Below are 14,635 nucleotides of genomic sequence, written 5' to 3'. Positions count from 1 at the left end.
ACGGTGGACGGCCTGTCGATGATCGTCGAGCGGGGCCCGCCCACCCGATACGAGGCGCCCCGGTGCTCGGCAGGCAGTCGGTCGCCGACACCGGTGAGCTTGTGGCGCAACGTCCCCGGCGTGTAGTTCTCCTGGTAGGCGCCGCGCGCGGTCAGCTCGGGCACGACGTGATCGATGAACTCGGCGAACGAACCGGGCGTGATCGCGTAGGCCAGGTTGAACCCGTCGACGTCGGTCTCCTCCACCCACTCCTGCAGCGAATCCGCCACGTGCGCACCCGAACCCACGAAGCGCGGGCCGATGCCGCCGATCTTGCCCCACTCGGCGATGTCGCGGATGGCCCACTCGCGGCCGTCGGGGTCAGCGGACTGGAAGGCCTTGACCGCCGAGAGGATCGCGTTCGAGTCGACGTTGCCCACCGGCTCATCGAGTCCGTAACGCGCCAGGTCGACACCCATCCAGCCCGACATGAACACCAGTGCGCCTTCGGGATCCCCGTAGGAGAGGTATTCGGCGTGGCGGGCGTGGGCCTCCTCGTCGGTGGCGGCGGTGACGATCGTCGACAGGTTGAAGATCTTCACCGCATACGGGTCGCGGCCGGCGATCTCGAGTTCGCGGCGGATGGTCGTCACCGTGTCGCGCAGAATCTCCTTGGTGGGCGCAGCGGTGAAGATGGCCTCGGCGTTCTCGGCGGCGAACCGCACCCCGCGCGGCGACGACCCGGCCTGGTAGATGACCGGCGTGCGCTGCGGTGACGGCTCACTCAGATGGACGCCGGGCACGCGGAAATGCGTTCCGTCATGGCCGATGTGATGCACCTTGTCGGGGTCGGTGAACACTCCGCGGGCCGCGTCGCGGACCACCGCGTCGTCCTCCCACGACCCTTCCCACAGCTTGTAGAGCACTTCGAGGTACTCGTCGGCGTGGTCGTAGCGGGCGTCGTGGGCAGGCTGATCGGTCTGACCCATGTTGCGCGCAGCGGCGGGGAGATACCCGGTCACGACGTTCCAGCCGATCCGGCCGCCGGTGAGATGGTCGAGCGTGGAGAGGCGGCGGGCGAACGGATACGGATGTTCGAAGCCGGTGCCTGTCGTCACGCCGAACCCGAGGTGCTTGGTGACATAGGCCATCGCGGACACCAGCAGCAGCGGATCGTTGACCGGCACCTGGGCGGCCTGGCGGATCGCGGCCTCGTCGCTGGCGCCGTAGACGTCATAGGTGCCCAGGACGTCGGCGATGAACAGACCGTCGAAGCGTCCGCGCTCGAGCAGCTGCGCGAGTTCGGTCCAGTACCTCAGGTCCTTGTACCGCCACGACTGGTCCTCGGGGTGTTTCCACAGGCCGGGGGACTGGTGGGCGACGCAGTTCATGTCGAAGGCGTTGAAGCGGATCACACGGGTCACTGCGAAAGGGTGCCGAGTGACGGCGCTGCGAGCACCAGTTTGTCTCACCGCGATTCTCTTTCCCGCGGCGCTGTGATCAGATCATGTCGCGGCGGGTCAGCCAGCGCATGATCGGCCAGCCGAGGAACACCGGCAGCCAGCACGTCAGGATGCGGTAGAGCAGCACCGAAGGGACCGCGACCGCGGCGGGCACGCCGAATGCGGCAAGACCACCGATCAGGGCCGCCTCCACGGCTCCGACGCCGCCGGGGGTGGGTGCCGCCGAGGCGAGCGTGCCGCCGACCATCGTGACGATCGTGACGGTGACGAAGCTGGCATCGCCGCCGAACGCCTCGATGCTCGCCCACAACGCCAGGGCAGCGCCGAGAGTGGTTGCCGCACAACCCGCGATGATGATCGCCAGACGTTTGGGTTCGCGGGCGAGCTCGACGAGATCGTCGACCACTTCCTTGAGCCGGGGCCGCACGGCTGTGGCCAGCCAGTGCCGCAGCGTGGGCACGAACAGGAAGACGCCCACCACCCCGAGGGCGCTGCCGGCGAGGAGATAGATCACCGTGGCGCTCGGCACGAACCGGGACAGATTCGCCGACGCCCCGGCGGCCGCGCTGAACAGGATCAGCAGAGAGACGTGGGTGATCACCTGCACCGCCTGCTGCAGCGCCACCGTGGTCGTGGCCCGGAGCGCGCCCAACCCGCCCTTCTGCAGGAACCGCGCACTCAGCGCGAGACCGCCCACGCCGGCGGGTGTCGTCGTCGCCGCGAACGTGTTCGCCACCTGCATGACCGTCAGAGACCAGAAACTCACCACACCGTCGGCACACGCCCACAGCGCGGCAGCGGCGCCGACATAGGTCAAAGCCGACACTGCGAGCCCGGCCACGGCCCACCACCAGTTGGCAGAACTCAACTCCGAGAAGAACACCGGCACCGAGCTGATGAACGGGTAGGCGACGTAGACCAGGGCGACCAGGAGCACGGTCTGGATCAACTGCCTGCGGCTGAACCGGGTGATCGTGGCCGTCGTGATCTGGTCTGCCCCGGTCTGACGCTTGACCTCATCGCGGGCGCCGGCCATCGTCGCGGCCGGATCCTTGACGGACTGCCGAAGACGTTGGTGCATGGCCGCTTTGGTGAGCCGGCGGGACGCGGCCAGCACGGCGTCGTTGCCGAAGACGGTGATCGCCGCAGCTACCGCCTCGTCGGCTCCGTACAGATCGGTCGTGGTGACCAGGAGTTGTGCGATGTCGTTGTGCAGGTGCGCTTCCGACGCGCCATATTCGGCGAGGCTGAACCCGCCGAACAGGGGCGTCCCGTCGACGACCGTGATCTCCTTGCTGCGCAGATCACCGTGCGAGATCTGCTGGCTGTGCAGAACTGCCAACGCATCCCACAACCGGGCGACCGGCGTCTGGTCGGCGCACTCGTCGATCGGAACGCCCTGCGCTGGTCGGTGCGCATACAACGTCCACCCGCGCTCGAGCGCGGACACCGCGATCGGTGCGGTGTTGGCCAGCCCCACATCGCCGACTGCGATCGCCATCAATGCTCGGTGCTCGATCGCGCGGCGCATCGAGGTCTGCAGCGGAGCGGTCTCGCTGTCACGCAGCCGAAGCTTGCGCCAGAACTGCCGCAGGACACCGCCACCGCGCTGATGCGGGCCGTAGAGCTCCACGATGGCCACGTCCTCGTGGGGGTCGGCGTGGTCGGCCGAGCGATCCTGAGTGGCGTGCAACAGCATGGGGCCTCGACCCGCGGGCCGCACCACGCGTAGCGCCGACACCCCGAAGCCGCGTCGTGCCATCGCACGCGCCGCGCCGTCGAGCGGAACCTCGAGCGCCGGAGTGCCGACCACCAGCACCACCAGTGCGCCGACGAACCAGCCGACCGACAGCCCGAGCAGCGAGCGCGCCGGCACCACCGCGCTGACCACCAGGTGGATCGGGACGAACGCCAGCAGCAGCGTCCACCACCATCGTCGCCATCGCGCCGGCAACCACGGTCCGGACACCGTCAGCACGGCAGCGAGCATCGCAATCCATCGCGGATCGTCGAGGAACTGCGAGGCGACCGTGTCGAGACGGTCGGAGAGGTCGAAATGCCAACGCGGCGCGGCGATGCCGTTACCGGTGATCGACAGCGACAGAATCGCGATGATTCCTGCCGCGCCGTACGCGCCGAGTAGTTTCCACTGCCGGGCGAGGATCAGGCCGATCAGGATCATGAACGGCAGGGCCAGAATCGCGATGCCGTAGACCAGGTAGACGGTGTTGGACTGCGTCGGGGTCAGCACGCCCACGATCTCGGAGATGGAGCGTTCCAGCGCTTCCCACTCGTAGCGGGTGATCAGCGAGCTCGTCACGACGATCACGAGCAAGACCCCGGCCGAGACGAGCCGCAGGATGTCGATGGTGCGCCGGGTCAGCGGTTGGAGCAGGTCTCCCGAGACAATGATGTCCCGCCCGTCAACGCGCATGGCCAACTGATCATAGCGGCTGGCCGCTCAGCGAACGGTGACGTAGACGGTTTGATTGGCGATCGACCGGAAGTTGTCGCCCTGCGACGTCGAGAACGGGACACCCTGACGAACGATCGGTCCGTGCGTGATCGACACGATCGAGGCCTCGTCCAGCGGTGCGGCGGACAGCCGGGTGACGATCACGCGGTTGCCCTGATCCTCGAGGGCCATGATGGCCGTGTCGGCGTGGCCTGCGCCGGTAGGAGCGGCGCCCGCCGGTGCGGCCAGGCTCAGTGCTGCCGCGACGGTGACGGTGCCGGCGGCCAGGAGTGAAGGTCGGTTCATACCCCGTACACGAGACAGGGGCGCCTCCGGTTCAGGAGGCGCCCCTTGTCCTGGTGAACGATTACTTGACCGTGACGTAGACGGTCTGGCTGCGGACCGTGCGGCTGTTGTCGCCCTGGGAGGTGGCGAACGGCACGCTCTGCGGGGTCGAGGGACCGCGGGTGACGGACACGACCGACGCCTTGTCCAGCGGCGTGCTCGACTGGCGGGTGACGACGACGCGGAGCCCCTGGGCCTCCAGCGAACTGATCGTGTCGGCGGCGCTGCCACCTGTCGGGGCGGCCTGCGCGGGCGCGGCCAGTCCGAGGAAACCGGCGGTGAGCGCGGCTGCGGCGGCGGTGGTGACGGTGAACTTCTTCATTTCCGGCCTTCTTCGGTTGGTTGATCTTGGTGATCTGACCTGTCAAACCCCTGTGAGCCGGGGTTCATTTCACCTGGCAGGAATTGACCGATCGCTGGCAGAAAGCGCGCTGTCGGAGCACCGCGAGCGCACGCCAATGCACGTTGTGAGCGGCGCGTCGGCGTACAAACGCGCGCGCTCGCCGGACGGTCGCTCAGACGGCGAGGCGGCGGGCCAGCCCCGAGGCGCGCGCCGCGCGCCGGCCGACCGCGGCGCGCACCGACGCCTCGGTCCCCACCACCCGCACCCGCTTCTTCGCCCGCGTCACCGCGGTGTAGAACAGCTCCCGAGTCAGCAGCCGCGACTCCTGCTGCGGCAACAGCACCGTGACCTCGTCAGCCTGGCTGCCCTGACTCTTGTGGATCGTCATCGCATGCATGGTGTCCACCTCGGCGAGCCGGCCGGCGGCGAACTCCTGCTCGCCGATCGCCACGCGCAGGCCCTCGCCGCGCACCACCGCGACGCCCGTGTCGCCGTTGTAGAGCTTGCGGCCGTAGTCGTTGGCCGTCACCAGGACCGGCCGGCCGGCATACCAATCCGCCCAGATGGGCTCACCGGTCGCGTCGGTGAGCCACCGCTCGACCTGACGGTTCCAGTGGCCGATGCCGAACGGTCCGCGACGGTGGGCGCACAGCAGGCGATGTTCGTCGAGGGTGGTCAGCGCAGCCTGCGCGTCGCCGAGAATCGCTGCCTCGCGCAGCCGCAACGCCGGGGGGAGCAGCACGTCGCGCAATGGTTCGCCGGGCGCGTCGGCATCGATCCACTCGACGTGGTCGCCGCCGTCGCGCAGCACCTGAACCGTCCGGTCGGCGTCCCCGTCGCGGATCGCGGCCGCCAGCTCGCCGATGCGGACACCGAACCGGTGCGACGTGTGCAGCGCTGCGATCCGCACATCCGAGCGCGCACCGAGGCCGTCGACCAGATCGGCGAGCACTGCACCCGCCTCCACCGAGGCGAGCTGATCCGGATCACCGGCGAGCACCAGGCGGCTGTCGGGCCGCACGGCCTCCAGCAGGCGCGCCATCAACGTCAGAGACACCATCGATGTCTCGTCGACGACGATCACGTCGTGGGGCAACCGGTTCTCTCGGTGATGCCGGAACCTGGAGCCACTGTCGGGCCGCGGCCGCAGAAGCCGGTGCAGCGTCGAGGCCGTCAACGCCGGAAGCCGGTCGCGATCCTGGGCATCCAGTGCTCCCAGCTCCGAACGCACCGCCTCGAGCAGGCGCGCTGCAGCCTTACCGGTCGGCGCCGCGAGCGCGATGCGCAGCTGCGGCCGCCCGGCGAGTGCGGCCTGCTCGGCGAGCACGGCCAGCAGACGGGCCACCGTCGTGGTCTTCCCGGTTCCCGGCCCACCCGTCAGCACCGTGAGTGATTGCGCCAGAGCGATGTCGGCGGCGCGTCGCTGCTCCTCCCACCCCATGGGAAACAGCCGCTCCAGGCCGGGTGCCGCGGTGGGCTGCCGCGAGGCCAACAGCGCCAGCACATCGTCGCGCACCTGCTGCTCCTCGCGCCAGTACCGATCCAGGTAGACGAGATCGGCATCGCCATCGGAGCGCACGTGCACCACCTGCTGGGTCACCAGCGGGCTCGCCTTCACAGCCGTGAGCCAGTCCTGCGGCGCGGGCCAGGGTAATTCGGGTTGACCGATCTGCTGGGCGAGCGATCTCAGATCGACGCACACCGACCCCGCGCGCAGTGCCCGCACCGCGAACGCGACAGCCAGCGCGACACCCGGATCGAGTTCGTCGGTCAGCGTGCACAGGCGCTGTGCCACATGGACATCGGCGGGCTCCAACAGCTCGCTGAACGCGTCGAGCGTCGGCGCGGTCACGGGGACTCCCCGCGCAGCCGGACCCGGCGGGCCGTCGAGCTCTCGTCGAGCTCGACCAGGTCGTCATGCGAGCGCAGGAATTCGCTGAACGACTTGTAGCCGAGCGACTTCTCGGAGAACGACGGATCCATCCGCTTCATCTGGGCCTTGACCGCCGAATTGTGCAGCCAGTCGACGTCGTCTCTCTCCAGCCCGATGCGCAACGCCCGGGTGAGCAACGCCGTCGCCGCATCCAGCGGATCGGGTTCGTCCTCGGTGTCGTCCGGTGCGGCGTCTTGGACCTTCGTCCGGCGGCCACGCTTCTTCGGCGCAGCGCCGGCCTGGGACTCGTCGCGGGCCTCGTCGGGCTCGAACATCGGTACGCCCGGAAGCGCGTCATAGGTCACGAACTCATCGCACGCCGCCGCCAGGGAGCGGCTGGACGACCCCGCGACCCCGATGCCGACGACGTAGCGGCCCAGCCGTTTGCACCGTTGCGCCAGCGCGATGTAATCCGAATCGCCGCCGACGATCACGACGTGGGTCAGATCGGGCAGCCGGAACATGTCCTCGACCGCGTCGACGGCCAGCCGGATGTCGGCGCCGTTCTTGCCGTACGCCGCAGCGGGGAACAGCTGCACCAGATCGACTGCGCGACCGACCAATTGGCCACGGTAGTTCGCATTGACCTCTGCCGACCAGTCGGCGTACGCGCGGGTCAGCACGAGCGTGCCGAACGACGACGCGAAGTCCACGATCGCGCCGACGTCGACGGTGGCGCGCGTCAGCTTCTCGGCGAAGTCACCCGCGCCAGTGCCGGTATCCCTGGCCCGGTCCCGCTGATACGAATTGCGGCCGTTGACCTGGTCATAGCGACTGATCACGATGTTGTCGAAGTCGAAGTACACGGCGACGCGGGAGTCCTGGGAGTCCGTCATCGCACCAGTGTCTCCGACGGTGCGGCCTGTGCCAGCAGATCGGACACCGCCACGATCAGATCCGCGGGTGGCCGCCAGCTGAACACCCCCGCAGGATGCCCGTCCACCACCGGCGTGTCCGACCCGCACATTCCGCGCACGAACAGGTACAGCACCCCGCCGAGATGGCGCTCCGGTGTGTAGTCCGGGAGCCGCCAGCGCAGGAATCTGTGCAGCACAACGCAGTACAACAGCGCCTGCAGCGGATAGTCGGAGTGCAGCATCGCCTCGACCAGCCGGGGTTGCCCGTAGTCGGCGGCGCTCAGATCAGCCCCCGGTTCCCCCAACCAGTTCGTCTTGTAATCCACCACCAGATATCGACCGCCGACCCGCAGCACCGCATCCACCGACCCGGTGAGGTAACCCCGCAGTGACTGCGCGCCCAGCGCGCCGTCGGAGAGGCGACGGGCGTAGCTGGCCAGCGGGTCGTCCGCCGGCAGATGCGTGCGCAGCAGCGCGCCGACGTCAGCGAGGGAGAGCGCCGGCCCGGCAGCGCGACGATCACCCCCGGCGAGGGGGAACTCGAAGTCCATCTCCCGCAACCGATCGCGTAAGCCGATCGCCCGCAGCGTCATCCCGGGTGCCAGGGGTCCCAGCGGGGTGTCGTGCATCGGAATCAACGCCCCCGCCAGGTCGGCCGGGGCCACGTCGACCGGCCACCACTGCGCGTGTCGGCCGATCTGGGTCTCCAGCTCGGCGGGCAGGTCGGGGGAGAACGGATCAGCCGTCTCGAGCACCGCGTGCACCAGCGAGCCGAACGTGGCGCCGGACGGGAGGTCGGCCATCGGCGAGCGGACGTCGGCACCGATGTCGACCTGTTCGGACACCGGTACGTCGGCGACCTCGTCGTCGAGTTCGGTCACCTCCGGCTCGCTGGACACCCCGGGCGTCTCCTCCGCAGCGCGGATCAACCCCGAATAGGAGGTGCGGCGCCACGACGTGTCGATGTGGCGGTGGAAGTGACGCACATCCAGACCGGCGGGCACCGCGGAGTCGTCGACCGGTTTCGGAGCCGCGATCACCGATTCTTCGAGGACCGGCCCACCGGCGTCGGCCCAGGCGCGCAGCGCGGCCATCGCGTCGGGGTCGTCGATGCGGGGTGGATCGCAGCGATCCGGCACCACCGCCTCGCCGGGCCTGCGGCCGCGGAGCAGCCGGGACAAGCCGCCGTTGGGTTCATCGGCCGACGGCGCCCACCACGCGACGACCTGGGACTGGGCGCGCGTCATCGCGACGTAGGTGAGCCGGACGTCGTCCCCGGCCGCCTCCTTGCGGCCCTGGCGTTGCACCGCGTCGTGATCGGGACTGTTCTCGCCGCCGATGTGCAGACAGCGGGTGTCACCCTCGTGGTAGAGCACGACGTCGCGAGTCTGGATGTTGCGGTTGAACGCGAACGGCAGATACACCACGGGGAACTGCAGACCCTTGCTCACCCACACCGTCATGATCTGCACGGCGGCGGCGTCGCTGTCGAGGCGGCGGCTGCGTTCGACCGCGCCGCCCCGCTCGTCGCGCTGGGTGCGCAGCCAGTCGCGCAGCGCCGGCAGGCTGAAGTGCTCGCGGTGCGCGGTCTCCTGCAGGAGCTGGGTGAGATGCGCCAGGTCGGTCATGTGCCGTTCACCGTCGACCCAGGACAGCACGCGCTTGCCCATCCCTGCGCGCTGAGCTGCTTCGAACACCGCGGCGACGCCGCGCTCCCGGGCGTGGTCGGCCCAGCTGCGCAGCGTCTCGGTGATCCGGTCGGTGAGCCGATCACCCTCGGCGACAAGGGTTTCGGCGGTTTCCCCGAAGAACATCGTGGTGGCCGCCGCCCGCACCAGGCCGGAACGCTGCGGCTGGTCGAACGCTTCGAGCAGGCACAGCCAATCGTCGGCCGCCGGTGAGGCGAACACATCCGAGTCGCCGGTGTAGACGGCGGGGATGTTCGCGGCGTTCAGCGCGTCGAAGCAGGCCCGCCCGTCGCGGTGGCTCTCGACGATCACCGCGATGTCGCCGGGGACCACCGGCTCACCGCAGTACGTCGCCCGGGCGGCCAGCAGCGCGGCGATGTCGGCGGCCATGTCCTTCGGAATGTGTTCGCGCAGCTTGTCGATCGGGATCGTCTTGTCGGGCCGGACCCGCAGCTGCTCGCGGGTGACCACCCGCAAGCGGAACGGCACGTTGTTCGGTGCACCCTCGAGCCGGTGGTCAGCGTGCGCGGCGTCCACCGGCCGCACGACGATGCGCGGGTCCCCGAGCTGCGCGTCCCGCATCACCGCCTGCAGGCTCGCCACCAGCGGACCGTCGCTTCGGAAGTTGGTGCCCAGCGTGCGCTGCCGACCCGCGCTCGACGCGGCATGCAGATAGGTGACGATGTCGCCGCCGCGGAACGCGTAGATCGCCTGCTTCGGGTCACCGATCAGGATCAGCGTGGAATGCCCGCTGAACGCCCGGTCGATGACCTGCCACTGCACGGGGTCGGTGTCCTGGAACTCGTCGACCATGACGATCGACCAGCGTCGCCGCATCCGGGTGCGTGCGGGCGAACCGTCGGCCTCCAGCGCGTCGGCGAGCCGGGACAGCAGATCGTCGTAGTGCAGGATGCCGAGCCGGCGTTTGCGCTTCTCCAGCTCCGCGCATACCGAGGTCGCGAACTCGACCCGCACCGCCGCGTCCGTGCCGGGCGCCGGACCGGCAGGCCGGAGCTCGGTGTGCGCGCCGGCGACGACCTCGCGGGCCAGGCGCAGCGCGGCGTCATAGGACAACAGCGGCTCGTCACGCTCCTGCCCGAAATGCGCGAGGTACAGATCGTCGACGATGTCGCGCACCACATCCTCGAGGTTCTCCACCAGCTGCACACCGGAATCGGTGTCCCCGGCCACCCCCAGGCTCTTCAACACCAGCTGGCAGAACTGGTGGGTGGTCGCGATCGTGGCGGCGTCGAAACCGGCCAGCGCATCACGCAGCCGCTGCCGACGCAGCTCGAGTTCATCAGCGGGTCCCGCCACCAGGTGGGTGAGCAACGCGTTGCCGCGAGCGCGGGGCGGATCGCCCAACGCGAGCAGTGCGTCGAGGATCTGGGCGCGCACACGTTCGCGCAGCTCCTGGCTGGCCGCCCGCCCGAACGTGATCAGCAGCATCTGGTCCAGCGTCGCGACGCCCTCGGCCACGTACCGGGTCACCAGACCGGCCAAAGTGAACGTCTTTCCCGTGCCTGCACTGGCTTCCAGCACGGTCGTGGTACGCGGCTCGGGCAGCGGGCCGAGCAGGTCGAACGGTTCCATCTAGTCCGGCCTCCTCTCTGCGCGCAGCATCGGGGACCACAACCGAGACGCGTAGGCCGGCAGACCGGCCGCGACGAGGTCGACCAACGGGCGGCCCGGCCCCCACACCGTGACGTGCGCGGGTTCGGCATCCTCGCCGGGATACTTGCCGGACTTCCACTTCCAGCCGGCTTCCCGCGACGGCGCGCCGCGATGGTGCTCGGTCTCAGCCCAGGCGTAGGACGTCTTGGGAGGCAACGGAATCGGTGCGCGACGACCGTCGTCGTACATCTCGACGAGGTCAGCCAGCACGCCGGTGGCGTCCTCCGGAGGTCCCAGCAACCGCTGCCGCGGAGTGTCGCCCCGCTTGGCGCGGCCGATACACACTGCCGACCACTCCCGGCCGGGATGGCGAGCGGCCAACGCCACCAGACGAATCCACGATTCGAGCAGATGCCTACCGTCGAGCTTGGAGTAGGTCACCCACACCAGGCGCTCACCGTAGACGCGCGGCACGGTGCCCGTGACGCGGCGCCCGGCCCCGACCGTGACGTCGACGTCGAACGCCCGGGGATCAGATGTGCGGTGCTGCTGGGCGGCCGCTGCGAGTGCACCGGTGCGCTGCGCGAGTTCCTGAGCCTGCCGCCAGCCCAGCCGGCCCGGCGGCAGTGAACCGCGGCGCCACTCAGCCTGCTGTGCCTGCGCCGGTGTCATCCCGCGCTGCATGTCCTCGAGCATCCGCGCGCCGATCTTCCACTCCGCCAGCGCATCGATCTCGACGGGCATCCCGTCCTCGACTGCCTCGACGTCCCACGGCAGCGTGTAGTCGAGAGCCCGGAAGAAGCCCTTGACCGGGTCCTTGAAGAAGGCGACCAGGTCGTCGAGCACGACGTCGTCGAGCGCTGGGGCGGGCAGCGGCGCGCCGATCAGCGGCGGCTTGACGGTCCGCTGCGCCGTTGAAGCCCGCGCCGCGGTCAGTGCGGCGACGTCGAACGTGAACGGCTCTTCCGGCCTGGTACCCAGAGCCCCTGGCGTGACGTTGCGGATATCGAACGGCTGCAACGGATGTCGGATGTGGACATGCTCGCGAACCGGCTGCGGGGTGGTGACATCCAGCGCATCGAGGAGCTCGACGAGCGGCACGGCCGGCGGCTTGCGCTGGCCCGAGTACTCGTTGGCGCCCGTGTAGGTGATCACCAGCCGCTCGGTCGCCGCGCTGATCGCGTCGAGCAGCAACTGGCGATCCTCGGACCGGCTGTCCCGTTCACCGGTCACCGGGTCCCGCGCCAGCGCGTCGTCGCCGTCGGTGACCCCCTGCCGCGGGAAGACCCCGTCGTCGAGGCCGACGAGGCACACCACCCGGTGCGGTACCGAACGCATCGGCACCATCGTGCACACGGTGAGCGTGCCGGTACGAAAATTGGCCCGGGTCGGTCGACCCGCGAGGTGACGGTCCAGCAGCGCCTTCACATCGGCAAGGCGCAACAGCGTCTCGGACTGCGCGCCGGCATGGGCCAGGATGTCCGCGAACTCCCGATCCACCTGTGCGCCCTGCCACGCATCGGCGTCCGAAGCCGCGGTCAGCTGGTCCAGACCGCTGCGCAGCGCCGTCAGCCAGTCGCGCACCGTCTGTGTGCCGCTGAGGGTCTCGACACTCACGCGGAGCAGTTCGACGTATTCGGCCAAACGGCCGGCCAGCTCCACCCGGTTGCTGCCGACATCGTCGAGGGGAAGCGTGGTGTCCAACCAGGTGCGGGCGTCCTCGGATACGGCTACGCCGGCGAGCACCCGGTCGATGCCGAACCGCCAGGTGTTCTGCACGAAGTCGACGCCGTAGGGATGCCGGTGCCCGCGGTCGAACCCCCAGCGGATGTTGGCCTCCCGCACCCAATCTCCGATCGTGTCGAGATCGTCATCGGTGAACTTGAAGCGGGCACGGACCGGGGGTGCCTCGGCGAGATTGAGGACCTCACTGGCGGTCGCGCGTCCGCCGGCGAGGGCGAGCACCTGGCTCGCCACGCCGAGCAGCGGATTGGTCTGAGTGAGCGCGCGATCGGCCAGCTTGACCCGCAGCCGGTGAGCCGGATGCCCGTCGGGCACGACGTCACCGAGGCCGAAGCCCGCGACGATCAGCGGTGCGAACGTCTCGATGTCGGGGCACATGACGAGGATGTCGCGCGGCTCGAGCGTGGGATCGTCGGCGAGCATCCCCAGCAGCACCTCCCGCAGCACGTCGATCTGGCGCGCCGGACCGTGGCAGCTGTGCACCTGGACCGACCGGTCGGGATCGTCGAGCGAACGGCCCTGCGGGCGAACGCTGTTGGCGGCGATGTCGGACTGCAGCCACCCGAGCAGCGTGGGTGGGCGATCGGCGGAGCCGAGGAACTCGTCGACCGCGGGATCGGCGGGTAGAGCCCGCTGCAACTCGCGCAGATCGCGACCGAGAGTCGCGAGCAGCGGGTGTGCCACGGCTCGGTGCGAGGTGTCGGTGCGTCGCGGCACGGGGCCACGACCGCCCCGCAGCGCCGTCCACAGCTCGTCGCTGGGATGGGGCAGCCACAGGTGAAGGTCGTGATGCGTGCTCAGGGCGTGCAACAGCTCGATCTCGGTGAGAGGCAACCGGGTGTGACCGAACAGCGAGAGCCGCGCCGGCAGATCAGTGGCGCAATCCTGCAGTCGCGCAACGGCTTCGGCGTGCCGCACCGGCGGGGGATCGGCGTCGACGTGGGCGAGCAGTGCGCGGTACAGCTCAGGCTGCCACGCCAGATCCGCATCGAGGGCATCGTCGCGGCCGTGCGCCCAGTCGATCAACAGATGCGGCCGCTGGCGAGCATACGAGGCGAACAGGCCGGCGAGTCTCCGGGCGACGGCGTAGCGCCGACCCTGACGCAGTTCCCGCTCCTCACCCTGCTCGCCATGGCCGAGATGGGCGGCCAGCGTGGCACACCACGGCTGGTCCAACGAGCTGTCGATGACTGCGAGCAGCGGCCAGACCATGGCATCCGGCGCCCACGGATCGTCATCGGCGGTGCCGGTGAGTTCGGCCACCAGGGAGCGCGGATGCCGGAAGGTGATCCCCGCGCACACGCCGTCCTGTCCGCTGCCCCGACCCAGGATGTGGGACAGCCGCTGGCTGAGCCAGCGTTCCGTGCCGCGCGCCGAGACCAGCACGAGATCCTCGGCGAACGGGTCGGAGGGAGGGGCCGCCAGCATGGCACCCAGACCGTCTGCGAGCAGGTCGGTGCGGTCAGCCCGATGGAGATGTAGCGCCATCGGGACTCACCTTACGGGGGCGCACCGACAGGGCAGGGTCAGCCGCGCTCGATGACGTTGCCGGAGCCCGATTGCGATGTCGTCGGTTCGCCGGTGCGGTAGGTCACCGTGTTGTCGAAGCCCGACACGCTGATGGACCCCGCCGACTCCACCGTCAGCTTGTTCTCCATGCCCGACACCGACACCTCGGCGCACGATCCCTGCACCTCGATGGTGTTGTTCATGCCGCTGATGTTCACGGTGCCCTGGTTGCAGATCACCGTCTGCGTGCGGTCCACGCCGCCGATCGACAGCGACCCGCCTGCTTCCACGGTGAGCACCTGGTCGCCGCCCCCGATGCCGGGGACGGCCGGCATCGACGGTCCGGCGACGGTACCGCCGCCACCGGAGACGTTGGGCCGGCCGGGAACGGAATCACCGCCCACGAAGTAGACGACGACACCGATGACCCCTCCGATGATCACCAGACCGGCGATCAGCGGAATCAACCACACCGCAGGATTGGATCGCTTGTGTACGACCTGCTGGGGCGCGGAGTAGTAGGGCGACTGGTATCCGGAGGTGGCGTACGGGTCGGGCGGCGGCGCGGGGTACGGGTAGGGAGGAACCGGCACCGTCGAACCGCCCAACTCGCCGGCACTGGCCTGGTCGGCGAGCGGCCGCTCGAGGTCCCGGATGCGGGCCTCGGGATCCCCGGTTGGCTCCATGCGCAGATGCTCGCACACCG

General features: G+C 69.5%; 9 protein-coding genes. All 9 read right to left on the bottom strand.

What is annotated here, in order from left to right:
• The coding region (locus tag DMB80_RS03340; RefSeq protein WP_111508520.1) for an LLM class flavin-dependent oxidoreductase at positions 1–1,403 on the bottom strand (1,403 nt) is incomplete at its 3' end.
• A 76-nt stretch (positions 1,404–1,479) separates the two neighbouring features.
• Positions 1,480–3,876 (bottom strand): lysylphosphatidylglycerol synthase transmembrane domain-containing protein, encoded by a 2,397-nt coding sequence (locus DMB80_RS03335; protein ID WP_111508519.1) that lies wholly within the window; start codon positions 3,874–3,876, stop codon positions 1,480–1,482.
• A gap of 27 nt (positions 3,877–3,903) precedes the next feature.
• Positions 3,904–4,203 carry a hypothetical protein gene (locus tag DMB80_RS03330; RefSeq protein ID WP_048424744.1) on the bottom strand — a complete coding sequence of 100 codons (300 nt, stop codon included), beginning with the start codon at positions 4,201–4,203 and terminating at the stop codon, positions 3,904–3,906.
• 61 nt (positions 4,204–4,264) lie between these two features.
• Entirely contained in the window at positions 4,265–4,564 is a 300-nt protein-coding gene (locus DMB80_RS03325; protein WP_111508518.1) for a hypothetical protein, read from the bottom strand.
• 193 nt (positions 4,565–4,757) lie between these two features.
• Positions 4,758–6,437, bottom strand: a complete 1,680-nt coding sequence (gene recD / locus DMB80_RS03320; RefSeq protein WP_111508517.1) for an exodeoxyribonuclease V subunit alpha — start codon at positions 6,435–6,437, stop codon at positions 4,758–4,760.
• Positions 6,434–7,354, bottom strand: coding sequence for an NYN domain-containing protein (locus DMB80_RS03315; RefSeq protein ID WP_111508516.1), 921 nt, complete (start codon positions 7,352–7,354; stop codon positions 6,434–6,436). The genes recD and DMB80_RS03315 overlap by 4 nt, the downstream gene beginning before the upstream one ends.
• Positions 7,351–10,656 carry an exodeoxyribonuclease V subunit beta gene (gene recB, locus DMB80_RS03310; protein ID WP_111508515.1) on the bottom strand — a complete coding sequence of 1,102 codons (3,306 nt, stop codon included), beginning with the start codon at positions 10,654–10,656 and terminating at the stop codon, positions 7,351–7,353. The genes DMB80_RS03315 and recB overlap by 4 nt, the downstream gene beginning before the upstream one ends.
• A complete protein-coding gene (gene recC, locus DMB80_RS03305; RefSeq protein ID WP_111508514.1) occupies positions 10,657–13,908 on the bottom strand; it encodes an exodeoxyribonuclease V subunit gamma in 3,252 nt (1,083 codons plus the stop codon).
• Positions 13,909–13,946: 38 nt separating this feature from the next.
• Positions 13,947–14,615, bottom strand: coding sequence for a DUF3060 domain-containing protein (locus DMB80_RS03300; protein WP_111508513.1), 669 nt, complete (start codon positions 14,613–14,615; stop codon positions 13,947–13,949).
• Positions 14,616–14,635 lie beyond the last annotated feature (20 nt).

The sequence above is a fragment of the Mycobacterium kyogaense genome, assembly GCF_003254575.1.
Taxonomy (GTDB): Bacteria; Actinomycetota; Actinomycetes; order Mycobacteriales; family Mycobacteriaceae; genus Mycobacterium; species Mycobacterium kyogaense.
Note: the sequence above shows the minus strand (reverse complement) of the source record. Positions and strands in the feature narration are given on the sequence as shown.